The following is a 15,298-nucleotide window of genomic DNA, read 5'->3' as shown; positions in this document are numbered from 1 at the left end:
GCCATAACCCCCGTGACCAGCGGACGCATGGCGGGGCCCCGTGTCTATCTCTCTTTCCCGGGAACGGCGCGCGAAGCGCTGACCTTCTACTCGGATGTCTTCGGCGGCGAGCTGTCCCTCTACACGTATGAGGACTTCGGCAGGAGCGACGGCGACCCCACTGCCATAGCCCATGGAACGCTCGACGGCGTGGTGGCCCTGGCGGGATCGGATGCAGCCGAAGGCCAATCAACGGTCCGGCTCGAGGGCATCATGCTTTCGCTGCTGGGAACCGCTGAGCCAGCGGTCCTCCACGAGTGGTTCGACAAACTCTCCGTTGACGGGTCGGTGCTCGATCCGCTCTCCCCCAAGCCGTGGGGCGCCTCCGACGGCCAGGTCATTGACCGTCATGGGCTTCACTGGCTTGTCGGCTACGAGCCTGCCGCGTGAGCGGATTTCCGTTGGAACCGCGCACGCGCCCAGTTCCCGGGCGGTTACTGCCCGGGTGGTTATTGCCCGGGTGCGCGGTATGACGGGGTCTTCTTGGCCGCCTCGTCAATGTCCTCCGGTGTCATGAGCGGCTTCAGGCGCACGTCCACGGAGCCGCTGGAATTGATCATCAGCGAAAGGGCCGCAGCGTCCGTCTGGGCCGGCACCTCAAACACGCCCAGGACATCGACGTCCCCGAACGCGTAGTAGAAGCACTCCATAGTTCCCCCGACGGAGCGGAGCGCCTCTGTCAGCGCCTCACGACGCTTGGTGCCGCCCTCACGCATGAGCCCCTTGATTCCGTCGCCCACATAATTGGCTTCAAACAGATACTTGGTCATGGTCTTTCCTGTCCCGTGATGTCCAGGACGCGGCATTCCCAGCATGTGCCCGGCACCCCGTGAGGGAGGGTCCTGGCCGGCCCCGGCGTGGGGCCGTGGCCATAGCGTAGGCCCACCTGAGCGTGGTGACAACACGTTCCGCAAAGCTGCCCGCCCTGCCTTCGCGCACTGCCAGGGGCACCCGTCGCGGGGCACATTGACGGCGAACCGGCGCCTGGACGGGCCCAATCCGCGGCGTGTCCGTGTCAATGTGCCCCGCGACGGCGGGCTCGTTCAGCCCTGCTGGCTGGGACTACTTCTCGCAGGCCACGCCGTCGGAATCTCCATCCATGCCTGCCCGGTAGCCGGGCTGACCGCGGTACAGCGGCGCAGCACCTGCGGCCTTGGCGGCCGCGCAGTTCGCGTAGTAGGCGGCGGCCGGTGCCTGGACTGCCGGTGCAGGGGCGGGTGCGGGTGCCGGAGCGACGGGTGCCGGCTTCGCCGCCTGTGCCGCCGCTTCGGCTGCCTTCTGGGCTGCAGCCTGTTCGGCAGCCAGCTGCGCAGCGGCCTGATCTGCTGCGGCCTTGTCCGCCGCGGCTTTCTCCGCCGCAATCTTGTCTGCGGCTGCCTTCTCGGCAGCAGCCGCCTCTGCTGCCACCTTGTCGGCGGCGGCCTTCTCCGCCTCAAGCTTTTCAAGCGACTTAACGCCGAGGTTCACGGTAGAGCCCTTGGCGGCCTGTGAGCCGTCCGCGGGGTCCTGGGTCATGACCTGCCAGTTCTTCTTTGACATGATCGTTTTGCCGTCGACGATGTCCTCAGCCTTGACCTCGAACCCAAGATCCTTGAGCTGGTCCGTCGCTTTGTCCAACGCCAGGCCCACCACGCTTGGCACAGCCACGGCATCTGCCACAACCGCAGCAGCGGCAGTCGGCTGCTGTGCCTCCTTCGTGCCACCGCAACCCGTGAGCATGAGCCCGGTGAGTACAACCAGTGCGAGTGTCTTTTTCATTTTTCCCCCTTGGAAAAGTTTGTAACGGGTGATGGAAGAGAGTCAGCTTTCGCAGGCCACGCCGTCGGCGTCGCGGTCCAGGGCCGCGCGGTAACCGGCCTGACCGGCAAGAATCGGTGCCGCCCCTGCGGCCTTCGCTGCGGCGCAGTTGGCGTAGTAAGCGGCGGCCGGCGCTGCAGGGGCCGGTGCCGGTATGGCCGGAGCGGGAGCAGCAGGGGCGGGTACCACAGGCACGGGTGCAGGAGCGGGACCGGGCGCCACCGGGGCAGGCGGCACCTGGGCAGGTGCCACAGCCGGGGCAGGCGCGGGCGCCGCGACAACAGGCGCCTGCGCATTAGTCGGTGCCAGCTGGCCGGCGCAGTCGGCGAGGATCCTGGCCATCGCATCGTGCTCTGCCTGGGTGACCCACAGGCTGTACGTTGCCTTCACCGAAATCTGCCTCGCCACGTATTCGCACCGGAACCCTTTGTTCGGCGGCAACCACGTGGCGGCGTCGCCGTCGCCCTTTTTTATGTTGGTGGGGCCGTCCGTCGACTGCAGGTTCAGCGGGTCGTTGGCGAACGCTGTCCGCTGTTCCGTGGTCAGCTGCTGCGCGCCTTTCTGCCAGGCGTCGCTGAGGGCAACAACGTGGTCGATCTGGACGGCACTGCTGGTGGCACTCCCCCGCAGGAAGCTGATGGTGGTGCCCGTGTAAGGGTCCGCCAGGGTGCCGGACTGGACCTTGCAGGGCACGCTGTTGGTGTACTCGATTGCCGTCAGGTCGCGCTTGAGTATGTCATTCCGGGTGTCGCAGCCGTTGCGGTCCACGTCCATCCACGCCTGCCCGAACAGCGCCCGGTCATATCCGGTCTTCGGCGCCCGGCCCTTGATGGGCAGGGTGGCCAGCAGGTCGATCGCCTTCGTGGCGTACGCCGGCTGCGTCTTCGGTGCCTCGGCGCTGGTGCCGTTCGCCAGGGCGTAAGCCGTGTCGGGATCGAGCGGGGCGCCCGTCGCCTGCGCCGTGGGAGCGGACGACGGCGTCGGCAAACCTTCCTGAGAGGCGCTCGCCGGGGCGGTCGCCGGGGCAGCGTTCCAGTCGGCGGAGGCTGCCTCCAGTTCGTTCGCACCCGTCCGCGGCAGGGCGGCGGCACCGCCGATGAAAAGGGCAAAAGAGACTGCCAGCGCAATGGCTCCGGCCCGGCGTTTGGCCGGGAGCCCCGCCCAGGAGCGGCGTCCGGTGGCCAGAACGTAGAGGCCGGTGAGGGCGGCCGCGACGGCCAGGAAAACGAGTGCACCGCCGACACCGCCCGTGAACCCACCGATGATCATAAACAGGGCTGTGATGCCGCCAACGATAAGTGTTGAAGCCCGAGGCCTGCGGGGCGGCTTCGGCCCGGGCACAGGGGCAGGAGGTGCTGACCCGAAGAGGGTCTGATAGTTCGACATTGCTTTTCCCCATTAGGCAGGGCTCAACGCTGAGCCCGACCTTTTCTATTGAAAGTTCACGTAAATGCCGAGCCTAATTCCCGGGAAGCCCGGGAATCCGAAATTGGGGTGAATCTCTGACAACCTTGATGGAGACTTGAGCCGGTCTTGACCGGAGCAGTGAATTGCCGTGTCATTTTTGACGCATTGGCCGAAACCCCGACACAAATCCAAGGTAGCTACACCTAAACTCCTGCCTACCGCACCGAGTATCGGGGGGTACCGCTCGACTGGCGGGGTATCAGGGTGGGCATGGATTTCCGAATTTTTGGTTCCTTACCCGGGTTCACAATGAGGTCGATCGCATTGCCTGCTATCTGGTCCAGGGGCACCCGCACGGAGGAGAGCGGAATTGAAAGGCGTGACGAGAGCGGTATGTCGTTGTAGCCAACCAGGGCCAGGTCCTCTCCGACCGTAATACCGCGGCGGTGCGCGGCTGCGATGATCCCCATGGCCAGGTTGTCGTTGGCGGCAAACACCGCGCTGGGACGGTTCGGGGCGTCGGGAGCCAAGAGGGTTTCCGCAGCGGACAGCCCGCTTTCGATGCCATAGCCGGCGGCAATCAGCCAGTCTTTCCGGGCGTCGATGCCTGCTCCTTCCAGGGCTCTGCAGGCACCTGCGAGGCGGGCTCTCCCGGTCGAGGTAAAGGACGGGCCGGTAACTACCGCGATGCCACGGTGCCCGAGGTCGATGAGATGCCGGACCGCCAAGTATCCGCCCACCTCGTCGTCGCCAAGAGCCGAGGGGCTAACCCCGTCGGTGCGCAGCACCAGCGCGTGGGCCACGCCCCGTTCACGCAAATGCCTGGGCAGATCATCGTCAATTCGGGCCGTGGCCAGGATGAGCCCGTCGACATTCCGGTCGAGGAGCGTCTCCGCTGCCCGGCGTTCGTCGTCGGGATCATCGCCGCTGGTGGCGACCATGGCAAAGTATCCGCGGTCCGACGCAGCCCGCTCCAGTTCTTCAAACATGAGGGCCATTACCGTGTCGCTGAGCCGGGGAACCAGCACTCCGAGGGTCCTTGTCTCACCCCTGCGCAGGTTGGAGGCGAAGGAATTGCGGCGATAGCCAAGCTCCTCGGCGATTTTCCTGACGTGCGCTGCGGCCGCCGAACGGGATGTGGTGCGTTCGTCGAGGGCGCGGCTGGCGGTCGAGATGCTCACTCCACTGGCCGCGGCAACATCTTTGAGCGTGACGATAGTGCCGGGGACGGCCGGTTCCATGGCTGTTCTCCTCTGCAGTGATGGCGTTACTGACACTCTATTCCTCCTTTTGCAAACGTTCTCTTGACAGTGAGCCAGGACACGGTGCAATATTGAAAACGTTCCCGCAAACGTTTTCATCATAGCGGGACTGCCGACCATCAAAGAAGACATGAGGTAGCTCAAATGACCATCGATCTCCGCGGGCTTGTCCCCGCCCCCGTCACCCCGTTCAACCGCGACGGCAGCGTCGACGTGGATGCGATCCACCGCCTCGGCGGCTGGCTGGCCAGCGTCGAAGGCGTCAAGGGCCTGGTGGTCCTGGGCCACGCCGGTGAAGGCACGTTCCTGACCCAGGATGAGCAGGCGCTGGTGATCCGCGAGTTCAAGAACGCGGTCAACGGCGAGATCCCGATCATTGCCGGCATCACCGGTGAGGGCAATACGGTGGCGGCCCTCGAGGCTAAGCGTGCTGTTGAGGCCGGCGCCGAAGCCGGACTGGTCTACCCCTCCCACGGCTGGCTGCGCTTCGGCTACCAGAAGGGTGCACCCCAGACCCGTTACAAGGAAATCTACGAAACCTCCGGTCTGCCCCTGATCCTCTTTCAGTACCCTGATGCCACCAAGGCCACTTATGACCTGGAGACCCAACTCGAAATCGCCGGTCAGGAAGGCGTGTTCGCCACCAAGAACGGCGTCCGCAACATGAAGCGCTGGGACACCGAAATCCCGGTCCTGCGCGAAACCTACCCGGACCTGCAGATCCTCACCTGCCACGACGAATACCTGCTGCACACCATGTTCGACGTCGACGGCGCACTGGTGGGCTACGGCGGACTGGCTCCGGAACCGCTGGTGGAGCTGATCGCCGCAGGCAAGGCCAAGGACTACTCGGCGGCCCGTGCGATCCATGACCGCCTCCTGCCCGTCACCAAAAACGTCTACCACCGCGGATCCCACATGGAAGGCACGGTGGCCCTCAAGGAAGGCCTCGTCGCCCGGGGCATCCTGGAACACGCCACCGTCCGGCCCCCGCTGCTGCCCCTCGCGGAAGGCGCTGGTGAGGAGATCGCCCTCGCCCTGAAGTCAGCGAATCTGGGCAACGTCACCGTCAGCGTCTGATCCCCGGGCTCCGGATCCTTCCGGGTGGCGGGCCTCCGGGCCCGCCACCCGTTCCAAGCTTCAAACTCTCCATCCCGGTCGATTCGACCCCCAGCAACGTCGCTGTATAAGGAGGACTCGCCGATGCGCGAGCAGAATAAGACCATCACCCGCTCCGGAACTACGGAAGAACAGATGGCAACCCAGCAAGGAAACCCGCCCCAGGAGACTAGGAAAAAGCACCGTACTTTCGTGGGATACCTTGCCCTGATGGGCCCGGCCTTCGTGGTCGGAGCCTGGCAGTTCGGTCCCGGAAACCTCACCACCGCCGTGCAGGCCGGCAGCAGGTTCGACTACAGCCTTGTCTGGGTCATCGCCGTCTCCACTGTCCTGATGATTTTCTTCACTGACATGAGCGTCCGGCTCGGCATCGCCACGCCCACTTCATTGATCACCTCGATCAAGGAACACCTCGGGAAATCAGTGGGCCTCCTGGCCGGCTTCGGCGTCTTCGGCATCACGCTCATGTTCTCCGTCGGCAACGCGGTGGGATCCGGTCTGGGCCTGTCACTGATCTTCGGCGGCTCCCCGGTCCTGTGGACCGTCGTCTGTACCGCCGCTGTGGGGTTTGTCCTGGCCTTTAAGAACGTATACGGAATCGTCGAAAAGGCCCTCTTGGTCATCGTCGTCCTCATGGGCATCGCATTCATTGCCAGCACCGTTGTTGCCCAGCCCGACTGGTACCGGTCGATGGAAGGCATGGTCCCGCAGCTGCCCGCAGGAAGCGAAATCCTGATCGTGGCCCTCGTGGGCACCAACTTCTCCATCAATGCCGCCTTCTACACCTCCTACGGCATCAAGGAACACCGCCGCACCCGCGCCGACTACCGCGACATCACCCTCGTCGACACCATCCCCGGCATCGTCGCCCCCGGCATTATGACCGCCCTCGTCATCATGGTCGCCGCAGCAGTCCTCGGCAAAACCGGGGCCGAAGCAGGAACCATCAACGCCCTCGCATCCATTTTCACGCCGCTTGCCGGGCCTGTAGGCGCGATGCTCTTTGCCCTCGGCCTCTCGGGAGCCGCTTTCTCGTCCATGATCGCCAACGCCACAGCCGGCGGCACCATGCTCTCCGATGCCCTCGGACGTGGGGCCAAGGCGGGATCGCCTACAGCACGCATCGTCACCGGCATCATCCTGGCCTTCGGACTGATCATCACCCTGACCTTTCAATCGTCACCAGTCGGTTTGATCGTCATTGCCCAATCGCTCACAGTGCTCATCGCACCTCTGCTCGGTGTCCTGATCGTCATCATGGCCAACAGGCGATCCGTCATGGGCGATCTCCGCAACAGGTGGTGGCACAACCTCTTCGGAGCCATCGGACTCATCGCCATCATCGCCTCCTCCATCCGACTTATCACCACCCTGCTGGGCTGAAAGATCCAGCACTGAGCCGGCACCCATAGCGATCGCCCCCTGCACACCCCGCAGGGGGCGATCCTGCTTGCATGCCGAACGGCGATAAGGAGACAGCATCAGGGAATGCAATAGCGTCCGGGTTCACATCCCCTATCGCCAATTCGAAGTGGTTACAGTACCTTGGGGCGTACGCCGTCCGAATAGGTGCTGCAGGGGCACTGCTGTTCCGGCCACCAACTACCCACCCCCCAGCCCCGCGTTAACAACGATGCGCACTGGCGAGCGCAGACCAGAGACGCGAACCCATGAACTCTGCAACCCTTACCCGCTCCCGTCCAAACCCGCGGTTCCGGTGGCTGGTGCCCGCCGCCCTGATCTTCCTCAGCCTCATACCGCTCATCGCCGGGACAGTGCGCCTGACAGAGCTGACGGGAGGCCACATCACCCCGGAGAACGTGCGGTTCTTCGACTCGCCGGCCCCGGTACTGATTCATATTCCCACCGTCACCGTGTACCTGGTGCTGGGCGCGTTCCAATTCGCCCCCTCACTCCGGCGGGGCAAACCCGGCAGGGCCAGCTGGCACAAAATGGCTGGCCGCCTCCTTGTTCCCACCGGCCTGCTGGCTGCCCTGTCGGGTTTGTGGATGGCGGTCTTTTATGACTTGCCGCCCATCGACGGGACGCTCCTGCTGATGTTCCGGCTTGCCTTCGGCTCCGCCATGGTGGTGTTCATCGTCCTCGGGTTCCTCGCGGTACGGCGCCGGAATTATGTACGGCACAGCGAGTGGATGTCCCGCGCCTATGCCATCGGCATTGCCCAGGGAACCATTGCCGTGGTCACCATGCCGTGGATCGTCCTGGTGGGGCCCGTCACCGAACTGAGCCGTGCCCTGCTGATCGGGGCTTCCTGGGTCCTCAGTCTGGCGGTGGCCGAATTCTTCATCTATCGGCGGGCCCGCGGAGCTGCCCCAAGGCTCCGCACCGTGGGTCCGGACAGCGTTGCGCCGCCCTCAGGCCTCTGAATCCTTTGCCCGCTCCAAACCATCAAGCACCAGGTCCAGCCTGAAGGTGAATTCATCCGCATAGCTGTAACCCGGCTGGAGGATATGTTTGGCCATGGCCGCCGCCTCTTCACCCGAGTGCGCTGACGCAGCAGGCAGGACAGCTACCTGGCGGCGCGGGAATCCCGCACGGGCCGAATGTAATCGGTCAGGAACCCGGCGAGCAGGCTGACCAGGATGACTGCGACGGCCGGCAGGAGCGTGACAGGTCCGACGAAATCGCGAATATCCACCCTGAAGACGACCATCAGCAGGACCGCGAACAGCAAGTAGGCGATGGCCAGCAGAAGTCCTGCCTTGGCGATGGCGCTTCCGCGGGTCTTCCGCTTCTGCTTGGGAAACTGCCGCGCATACTCGTCGGCAGGGCCAAACTCGGCCGCCGCGGGCGTCCCGGCTGCGTCCGCATGAGCCCGGACCTCGGCCAGCGCTTCCGCGATCTCGGCTTCAGACAATCCGCGGAGTCTGAGGTTGAAGGTCAGGTTTCGCTCGTAGCTCATGGTTGGTCCTGTCGCGTGTTTCGGATCTGGGTGAGGGCCTGGCTCATGCGCTGCCAGGCCGTTGCCGAACGCTTCAACTCATCACGGCCCCGCTCGGTGAGGGTGAATTGCTTGCGGCCCGGGCCTGCCTGCTCGTGGTGCCACACGTGCTCCACGAAGCCTTGGTCCTCCAGCCTCTTGAGGAGCGGATAGAGAGTTCCGCCCTTGATCCGGGTGAAACCGTGGTGACGGAGGACCTCGGCGATGGCGTACCCATGGCGTTCGCCGTGGCTGAGCACCCCTAAAACTGCCTGCTGGAGAGCAGCCCGGGTCAGCTCCTGGTCGAACTCCATGTCATCCACATCTAGATAGTGTCACTAACTAGATAGCGTGGCAATAGCAGGAGTGCCGGGTCAGGACACGCGGCGGAATTCCCCGGTGGGGAGCTGGACATGGATGGGCAGGACAAGCTGAATGTGGGTGGCGCCGATCGGCTCGTCGAGCAGCTCGTTGATGGAGGTCTGCCCCTCCAACTCGGCTGTCTGTTTCGTACCCACCACTCGAGAATAGGTGACGTGCAGGCGCGGCGAATCCCAAGACACGCATCCCGCGGAACACTGTTAGCCGGTTGGCACAAGCTTGTATGCGAAGCGGCCGTCCACGCCACCGTCCGGGCTCATTCTCACGTCTGCACCCTCGGTTGGCAGCAGCACGGGTGCCGTGAACACCTGCCCGTCGCACGGGACCTGCACGGGGGCTAAAACTTCAGCACCTGCCGCGGTGGACACCGACAGCTCGGCGCGCGCTGATCCGTCGCAGACGAAGCGGAGTTCGTACTGGCCGGGCTTGGCCATCAGCGTCCCGACGGCGGGTGTGTTCGATCTGTTGGCCCCGCTCAATTCGCCCGGCAGAGGCGGTTGCATCTGCTGCCGTGACCACTCGCCGAAGTCCTCCATCTCGGACCACCGCGGGTCCGGGTTGGTCTGCACTTTGACCCCCGTTGCGGCCGGTTTTCCCGTCGGCGGAACCGCGCTGATGGTGATGGGGCCGCCGGCGTGCCTGATGAACCGGTCCAGTGCGGAACTGCACTCAAAGCCCGACGCTTCGGGCATCCCGTCGCCCCTCACGATGGTGAGCTTGGCCCCGTAAGCCCCGGCGCAGGCACCTGTAACGATGTAGTCACCTGGCGCCAGGACAAGGAACAGCTTCCCCGCGGGCTCCGCCTCCGATGGCATACCCGGATCCGACGGCGGGGTCCCTAGCAGGTGCCCCACCTCAGCGGCGTTTTCCTCGAAAGACCTCGGTTGCGGCGTTGCTGCCGGGGAGGACGCCGGTTGCGTAGCCGGGCCGCTGTACTCACACCCAGCGAGCGCCAGGGCGAGCGGGGTTGCGATCGCGGCCGCAACGAACAGGACTCCTCTGCGCCAAGCCGGCATCCCCCTATGAGCTGACATGCGTCCGAGTCTATGGCCTCCTCTCCCCCGCAGTGCCAGTATGTTGAGCATCAGGTTCACTGCAGGCGCCCAACGGCGGGCGCACTAAGGACGCGGAGTCATGACCTATGTCAACGATTTGGCCGATGTAGGACGGGGCGACGTCGCCGCAGCCGGCGGCAAGGCCGTGGGACTGGGCGGCCTCATCCAGGCCGGGCTGCCGGTGCCGCCGGGGTTTGTCCTGACCACCGCCGCCTATTCGCATTTCGTCGAGGCCAACCAGTTCGAGGCTGCTATCCAGGAACTGGCCGCGCTGCCACCGGGCGCGGACCCGCAGGAATACGAGGCCGCCTCGGGGCGGATCCGGACCCTGTTCAAGACCGGCACCATGCCGGCCGAGGTCGCGGCCGGACTCGGCTCCGCCTACGAACGGCTCGGCGACGGCGACGGCGACGGCGACACCGCCGTGGCGGTCCGCTCCTCCGCCACTGCCGAGGACCTTGCCACGGCCAGCTTCGCCGGGCAGCAGGAAACCTACCTGAACGTCCGCGGGATGGCGGCATTGTCCGCCGCGGTACTCGATTGCTGGGCGTCGCTGTGGACCGCGCGCGCCATGGCCTACCGCGCCCGCCAGGGCATCCGCCCGGACCAGGTGCGCCTCGCCATTGTGGTCCAGCGGATGGTGGACGCCGACGCCGCCGGGGTGATGTTCACCGCGAACCCTTCCAACGGCCGCCGCGACCAGACGGTGATCAGTGCCGCGTGGGGCCTCGGCGAGTCAGTGGTCAGCGGTGCGGTCACCACGGATGACGTGATTGTCGACGCCGGGACGGGCTCCGTGGTGTCGCGGCAGACCGCCGACAAGGACGTCATGACTGTCACCGCGGTGAACGGGATCCGGGAGGAGCCGGTGGCGGCAGCCCGCCGTCGTGCGCCTGTTTTGGATGACCGCGAGGCGGCCGAGCTGGCCGGTTACGGGGCACGGATAGCGGACTATTTCGGGGCGCCGCAGGACATCGAGTGGGCGCGTGCCGGTGGCAGGTTCTTCCTGGTGCAGTCCCGGCCCATCACGGCCCTCCCTGAACCTGCGGCCGATACCCCGGACACCTGGGAGGTGCCGTACCCCAAGGGCCTCTACTTCCGCGCGAGCATTGTGGAACAGCTGCCGGACCCGCTCACGCCGCTGTTTGCCGATCTCATTGACGGTTCGGTTTCCCGCTCGCTGCGGCTCTTGATGTCCGAGGCGGTGGGTAAAAACGTCCTGCGCGAGGGCGACGTGCGGCTGCCCACCATCAACGGCTATGCGTATTACTACTACCGCAACTCGGGGATGGTGCGGATGTTGGGCAGGATGTTCACGGCGATGGGTGCGCTGGCACGTGGCAGGGCGCATATGGGGGTTGCCGGCTGGAGCGACTATTCGCATCCCCGCTATGAACGGGTGATCCGGGAGTGGGCGGCGAAGCCCCTCGCAGAACTCCCCGGGGAGGAACTGCTGGAGGGAGTCCGGACCCTGCTGGATGCCGGCGCCGTCTACTACACGGCTGTGCAGTCCATCATTCCGCTCGCCGCCACCAGCGAACTCTCCTTCGCCGCTTTCTACGACAGGCTGGTCCGCCGCGACGGCGATCCGCCGGCCCGGACGTTCCTCCTGGGCTACGACAGCCAGCCCATCCGCGCGGAAAAGTCCCTGTTTGATTTGGCCGGCTGGGCGCGCAGCGATCCCGGACTGGCAACGGCTTTGGTGGAAAGTCCGACGGCGGTGCTCACCGAGTGCCAGCGCACCGGGTCCCCGCCGCCAGGCGTGGACGCCGTCCTGTGGCAGGAATGGCGCTTCTCCTTCCAGGAGCACCTGGGCTTCTTCGGCCACACGGTCTACAACCTTGACTTCGCGAGCCCGGTGCCGGCCGATGATCCCTCCGCCCAACTGGAGACGGTTAGGTTCTACCTCCGCGGGCAGGGCGCTGACCCGCACGAGCGGCAGCGGCTGCTCACCGAGCGACGGGAGCAGCTGACCAGCCAGATGGCGGCCAGGCTGGGGCCGCGCCGCCGGGCTGCGTTCCTCCGGCTGCTCCGGTGGGCCCAGGCCACCGCACCGATCCGCGAGGACGCCCTGGCCGACGTCGGCCTGGCCTGGCCGCTGCTGCGGCGGATGCTCCTCGAACTCGGCCGGCGGCTGGTGGACTCCGGCGTGGTCGCTTTGCCGGACGACGTCTTCTGGCTGCAACATCAGGAGCTGCGGAGCGCCGTCGAGTTCGGGCTGGCCGCGCCGGGAGCCGGAATTGGGGCCACGGCAGTTGCCATCAGCGGAGCCGGGCGGCCGGTCCGCGCGGCCGCCGTCGAGGAGCGCAGGATGCTGTGGCGTGGCCAGGCGAGGGCAGCCGCCCCGCAGATGCTGCCTGAAAGCCGGTGGATGGAGAAAGCCTTCGGATCCATGATGCCGGCAGGCTCGCAGCACCAGTCCGGCGACATCATCAAGGGCGCTGGCGCAAGCTCGGGCCGCGTGACCGCTCCGGCCCGGGTGCTGCGGGGGCCCCAGGATTTCCCATTCATGGAACCCGGCGACGTCCTGGTAGCCCGTATTACCACGCCGGCCTGGACCTCGCTGTTCGCCATGGCCTCGGCCGTGGTGACAGACGTCGGCGGCCCGTTGAGCCACAGCTCCATCGTGGCCCGCGAGTACGGCATCCCGGCCGTGCTTGGCACCGGAGTGGCCACGCAGCGGCTGACCAGCGGGCAGCAGATCCGGGTTGATGGCGACGCCGGTACGGTCACCGTCGAGCATCCGGCTACTGCCCAGGCCGCACGGGCGGTGGCATGATGGGCGGATGAGCCGAGTCACGTGCGATCTGACCATCTCCCTTGACGGATACCTCGCCGGTCCGAACCAAAGCATGACGGAGCCGCTGGGCGAGAACGGCGAGCGCCTCCACGGGTGGATGTTCAAGGACGCCGAAAACAACGCGGCCGAGCTGGCAGGCATCCTCGCGGCAGGCGCCTACATCATGGGCCGGAACATGTTCGCCGGGCCCGGACCCGGCCCGTGGGACCCGGAATGGCGGGGCTGGTGGGGCGAGGAACCGCCGTATCACGCCCCCGTTTTTGTGCTCACCCACCATCAACGCGATCCGCTGGAGATGGCGGGCGGGACCACGTTCAACTTCGTCACCGACGGCATCGAATCCGCGCTGGCGCAGGCCCGGGAGGCGGCAGGCAGCAGGGACATGGCCATTGCCGGCGGGGCCAGGACGGTGCAGCAGTTCCTGGCGGCTGGCCTGATTGACGAGCTGCGGCTCCACACGGCACCCGTGCTCCTGGGCGCGGGTGAGAGGCCGCTGGACGGCGTCACAGACCTCACGCTGGAGCCCACCGAAGTGCGCGGCACCCGCCTCGTCACGCACGTGACCTACCGGGTTGTGCACTGAAAAAGCTGTTGAATTATGCGGTAGCCGGCCCGGCCGGCGCCGACGAGCGGGCCGCCTCCCCGCGGCTGCCCCTCGGCCACAATTGCACGGCCATGACAATTGCCCAGATAGCCATGAGAACCAGAGCCACCAGCCGTGGCACGGAGTCAAAGAGCCCGACATAGGAAACCATCAGTCCGTGGACGATCCACGCGACCCCCGACGCCGCAGCCAGCCAGCCCGGTCAGCGCGGGAATACGCTGCCGTACGCGAGTGCCAAACCAAAGAAAATCAGCGTGAGCCCCAGAAGGAGGTTGGAATAGCTCTGCAGGGCGTATTCGGTCCACCGCAGTCCCATGGCGGCCGAAAGTGCCGAAGACTCCTGATCAGCGGGAGCATTCACCCAGGCATCCACGGCCCATTTGAGGGCAATGCCGTCCACTGCCTGGAGCATGGTGATGGCCGCCGCTGTCAGCACCACCGCAGCCAGCCCAAAGCGGACCAGCGTGTTGGGACCCTCGCGTTTGGCGGTCATCGCAAAGTAAAGTGCCACGAGCCCGCCGAAGAACACAAGGGCGGCGGCCCACTGCGTGAAGTGGATTGCAATCCAGCCGTCGCTTTGAGCATATTCCGTGAAAACCGCCGTATGGTTCATGACGTTTTCCCTGGACGGGTGCACAGCTGTGGCGGCCACCAGCAGGATGACTCCAAGGGGAAGCGCAATAGCACCGATCCTTCCCCAGGGTGCCTTCGATTCCACGCGCGGTTCCATCGGGTTCTCCTCTCCAGGCCGGCGGCATCCCAACGTTGCCAGTGATCGCCATATTGGACGACGCATCGCCGGACGGTCTTTCACGTCCACCCGTACAAACAATTTTAAGAGCCCGGCACGTGCCCGTATATTGCAGCGCCTACCCCATTTGAGCTTTTGTCCCGGCCGTGTGGGAGGGTGTTGATGAAGTAGGACTCGGCCCGCAGTGGCCAGGAGGAGGCCCATGCGTCTGTCACGTTCGATGCTGGTTGCTGCCCTCTCACTTGTTGCTGCAACGCTTTTCTGGGCCGGCAACTATGTTGTGGGAAAGATCGCGGTAGCCGAACTCAGCCCATTGAGCCTGGTCTATCTGCGGTGGCTGCTGGCCGTGGTGCCGCTGTTCCTCGTGGCGCAGGTGGTCGAACGCCCGGCGTGGCGGCTGGTCCTGCGTGCCTGGCCCTGGCTGCTGGCGCTGAGCCTTTTCGGCCTCGCAGGCTACAACTTCCTGCTTTACGCCGCCCTGCAGTTCACCGATCCTTTCAACGCCTCGCTGATCAACGCCTTCAACCCGGCGCTGATTGTGGTGGCTTCGGTCCTGTTCCTGCACGAACGTCTCAGCAGGGCCGCCGTCGTGGGCTTGCTGCTCGCCCTGTTGGGCGTGCTGGTGATCCTCAGCAAGGGCAACCTGGTCACCCTGCTGGAAGCACAGCACAACGCCGGGGATCTGCTGATGCTCGGGGCGATTGTCAGCTGGACGGCCTACACGATCATCGGACGCCGGGCACCCCGCCTGCCGCCCATCACCTCCACCGCCCTGCAGGCATTCATCCTCGTGGCGGCGCTGACTCCCGTGGCCCTGGTCCAGGGCATCGACCTGCCACAGACTGCCGGCACTGCGTGGTCCATGGCGTACATCGCGGTGTTCCCGTCGCTGCTGTCCTACCTGCTCTGGAACCGGGCACTGCAAACCATCGAACCCGCAAAGGCCGGTGTCTTCCTTAACCTCATCACCGTGTTCGCCGCCATCCTGACCCTCCTGACGGGACAGGCACTCACCCTCGCGCAGGTGCTCGGCGGGACCGTTGTCATCGCCGGTGTTGCCTTGGCCAACAAGGAGGCCTTCGCCAGGCGCCCCGAACCGCCCCCGACGGGCAGTGCTCCTCAGGCACGGGCCGTGGATTAGT

16 protein-coding genes are annotated in these 15,298 nt (G+C 65.7%); 7 read left to right on the top strand and 9 right to left on the bottom strand.

Features of this window, described 5'->3' with window-relative positions; all coding sequences use genetic code 11:
• Positions 1-27: 27 nt before the first annotated feature.
• Entirely contained in the window at positions 28-429 is a 402-nt protein-coding gene (locus IDT60_RS23160) for a VOC family protein (protein ID WP_223883949.1), read from the top strand.
• A gap of 59 nt (positions 430-488) precedes the next feature.
• Here the strand turns inward: IDT60_RS23160 and IDT60_RS04350 are convergent, their stop codons facing one another.
• The 4 genes from IDT60_RS04350 to IDT60_RS04335 all read right to left on the bottom strand — a co-directional run bounded on the left by IDT60_RS04350 (position 489) and on the right by IDT60_RS04335 (position 4,484).
• A complete protein-coding gene (locus IDT60_RS04350; protein WP_191081002.1) occupies positions 489-809 on the bottom strand; it encodes a GYD domain-containing protein in 321 nt (106 codons plus the stop codon).
• 292 nt (positions 810-1,101) lie between these two features.
• The gene (locus IDT60_RS04345; RefSeq protein ID WP_191081001.1) at positions 1,102-1,797 is read right to left on the bottom strand and encodes an excalibur calcium-binding domain-containing protein; all 696 of its coding nucleotides are present in this window, start codon (positions 1,795-1,797) and stop codon (positions 1,102-1,104) included.
• Between the two features lie 42 nt (positions 1,798-1,839).
• The gene (locus IDT60_RS04340; RefSeq protein WP_191081000.1) at positions 1,840-3,222 is read right to left on the bottom strand and encodes a DUF1524 domain-containing protein; all 1,383 of its coding nucleotides are present in this window, start codon (positions 3,220-3,222) and stop codon (positions 1,840-1,842) included.
• Between the two features lie 236 nt (positions 3,223-3,458).
• Positions 3,459-4,484, bottom strand: a complete 1,026-nt coding sequence (locus IDT60_RS04335) for a LacI family DNA-binding transcriptional regulator (RefSeq protein ID WP_191080999.1) — start codon at positions 4,482-4,484, stop codon at positions 3,459-3,461.
• Between the two features lie 165 nt (positions 4,485-4,649).
• Here IDT60_RS04335 and IDT60_RS04330 point away from each other — a divergent pair, with 165 nt between their 5' ends.
• The 3 genes from IDT60_RS04330 (at position 4,650) to IDT60_RS04320 (ending at position 8,011) form a co-directional block, all read left to right on the top strand.
• Positions 4,650-5,585, top strand: coding sequence for a dihydrodipicolinate synthase family protein (locus tag IDT60_RS04330; protein WP_191080998.1), 936 nt, complete (start codon positions 4,650-4,652; stop codon positions 5,583-5,585).
• A 123-nt stretch (positions 5,586-5,708) separates the two neighbouring features.
• Entirely contained in the window at positions 5,709-7,007 is a 1,299-nt protein-coding gene (locus tag IDT60_RS04325; protein WP_223883878.1) for an Nramp family divalent metal transporter, read from the top strand.
• 287 nt (positions 7,008-7,294) lie between these two features.
• Entirely contained in the window at positions 7,295-8,011 is a 717-nt protein-coding gene (locus IDT60_RS04320; RefSeq protein ID WP_191080997.1) for a DUF2306 domain-containing protein, read from the top strand.
• A gap of 143 nt (positions 8,012-8,154) precedes the next feature.
• Here the strand turns inward: IDT60_RS04320 and IDT60_RS04310 are convergent, their stop codons facing one another.
• The 4 genes from IDT60_RS04310 to IDT60_RS04295 form a co-directional block, all read right to left on the bottom strand.
• On the bottom strand, positions 8,155-8,547 hold the full coding sequence (locus IDT60_RS04310; protein WP_191080996.1) for a hypothetical protein: 393 nt from the start codon (positions 8,545-8,547) through the stop codon (positions 8,155-8,157).
• Positions 8,544-8,879: a PadR family transcriptional regulator gene (locus IDT60_RS04305; RefSeq protein ID WP_223883948.1), complete on the bottom strand. Its 336-nt coding sequence runs from the start codon at positions 8,877-8,879 to the stop codon at positions 8,544-8,546. Before IDT60_RS04305 ends, IDT60_RS04310 begins: the two co-directional genes overlap by 4 nt.
• A gap of 60 nt (positions 8,880-8,939) precedes the next feature.
• Entirely contained in the window at positions 8,940-9,083 is a 144-nt protein-coding gene (locus IDT60_RS04300) for a hypothetical protein (protein ID WP_164201901.1), read from the bottom strand.
• Positions 9,084-9,146: 63 nt separating this feature from the next.
• Positions 9,147-9,980 (bottom strand): hypothetical protein, encoded by an 834-nt coding sequence (locus IDT60_RS04295; RefSeq protein WP_191080994.1) that lies wholly within the window; start codon positions 9,978-9,980, stop codon positions 9,147-9,149.
• Positions 9,981-10,080: 100 nt separating this feature from the next.
• Between IDT60_RS04295 and IDT60_RS04290 the strand changes: the two genes are divergently transcribed.
• Together IDT60_RS04290 and IDT60_RS04285 are read left to right on the top strand one after the other, a co-directional pair.
• The gene (locus tag IDT60_RS04290) at positions 10,081-12,780 is read left to right on the top strand and encodes a PEP/pyruvate-binding domain-containing protein (RefSeq protein ID WP_191080993.1); all 2,700 of its coding nucleotides are present in this window, start codon (positions 10,081-10,083) and stop codon (positions 12,778-12,780) included.
• Between the two features lie 7 nt (positions 12,781-12,787).
• A complete protein-coding gene (locus IDT60_RS04285) occupies positions 12,788-13,384 on the top strand; it encodes a dihydrofolate reductase family protein (RefSeq protein WP_191080992.1) in 597 nt (198 codons plus the stop codon).
• Positions 13,385-13,607: 223 nt separating this feature from the next.
• Here IDT60_RS04285 and IDT60_RS04280 read toward each other — a convergent pair whose 3' ends face one another.
• Positions 13,608-14,135 (bottom strand): hypothetical protein, encoded by a 528-nt coding sequence (locus tag IDT60_RS04280; RefSeq protein WP_191080991.1) that lies wholly within the window; start codon positions 14,133-14,135, stop codon positions 13,608-13,610.
• A gap of 223 nt (positions 14,136-14,358) precedes the next feature.
• Here IDT60_RS04280 and IDT60_RS04275 point away from each other — a divergent pair, with 223 nt between their 5' ends.
• Positions 14,359-15,297, top strand: a complete 939-nt coding sequence (locus tag IDT60_RS04275; protein ID WP_191080990.1) for a DMT family transporter — start codon at positions 14,359-14,361, stop codon at positions 15,295-15,297.
• Position 15,298: the final 1 nt, after the last annotated feature.

The organism is Pseudarthrobacter sp. BIM B-2242 (assembly GCF_014764445.1).
GTDB classification, from domain to species: domain Bacteria; phylum Actinomycetota; class Actinomycetes; order Actinomycetales; family Micrococcaceae; genus Arthrobacter; species Arthrobacter luteus_A.
The sequence above is the reverse complement of the archived record's forward strand: the minus strand, read 5'-3'. Positions and strand labels throughout refer to the sequence as shown.

Coding starts and splice junctions, on each gene's coding strand:
- IDT60_RS04305 (WP_223883948.1), bottom strand. CDS start 8,879: ATGGAGTTCGACCAGGAGCTGACCCGGGCTGCTCTCCAGCAGGCAGTT.
- IDT60_RS04295 (WP_191080994.1), bottom strand. CDS start 9,980: ATGTCAGCTCATAGGGGGATGCCGGCTTGGCGCAGAGGAGTCCTGTTC.
- IDT60_RS04280 (WP_191080991.1), bottom strand. CDS start 14,135: ATGGAACCGCGCGTGGAATCGAAGGCACCCTGGGGAAGGATCGGTGCT.
- IDT60_RS04350 (WP_191081002.1), bottom strand. CDS start 809: ATGACCAAGTATCTGTTTGAAGCCAATTATGTGGGCGACGGAATCAAG.
- IDT60_RS04335 (WP_191080999.1), bottom strand. CDS start 4,484: ATGGAACCGGCCGTCCCCGGCACTATCGTCACGCTCAAAGATGTTGCC.
- IDT60_RS04275 (WP_191080990.1), top strand. CDS start 14,359: ATGCGTCTGTCACGTTCGATGCTGGTTGCTGCCCTCTCACTTGTTGCT.
- IDT60_RS23160 (WP_223883949.1), top strand. CDS start 28: ATGGCGGGGCCCCGTGTCTATCTCTCTTTCCCGGGAACGGCGCGCGAA.
- IDT60_RS04285 (WP_191080992.1), top strand. CDS start 12,788: ATGAGCCGAGTCACGTGCGATCTGACCATCTCCCTTGACGGATACCTC.
- IDT60_RS04330 (WP_191080998.1), top strand. CDS start 4,650: ATGACCATCGATCTCCGCGGGCTTGTCCCCGCCCCCGTCACCCCGTTC.
- IDT60_RS04345 (WP_191081001.1), bottom strand. CDS start 1,797: ATGAAAAAGACACTCGCACTGGTTGTACTCACCGGGCTCATGCTCACG.
- IDT60_RS04290 (WP_191080993.1), top strand. CDS start 10,081: ATGACCTATGTCAACGATTTGGCCGATGTAGGACGGGGCGACGTCGCC.
- IDT60_RS04325 (WP_223883878.1), top strand. CDS start 5,709: ATGCGCGAGCAGAATAAGACCATCACCCGCTCCGGAACTACGGAAGAA.
- IDT60_RS04310 (WP_191080996.1), bottom strand. CDS start 8,547: ATGAGCTACGAGCGAAACCTGACCTTCAACCTCAGACTCCGCGGATTG.
- IDT60_RS04320 (WP_191080997.1), top strand. CDS start 7,295: ATGAACTCTGCAACCCTTACCCGCTCCCGTCCAAACCCGCGGTTCCGG.
- IDT60_RS04340 (WP_191081000.1), bottom strand. CDS start 3,222: ATGTCGAACTATCAGACCCTCTTCGGGTCAGCACCTCCTGCCCCTGTG.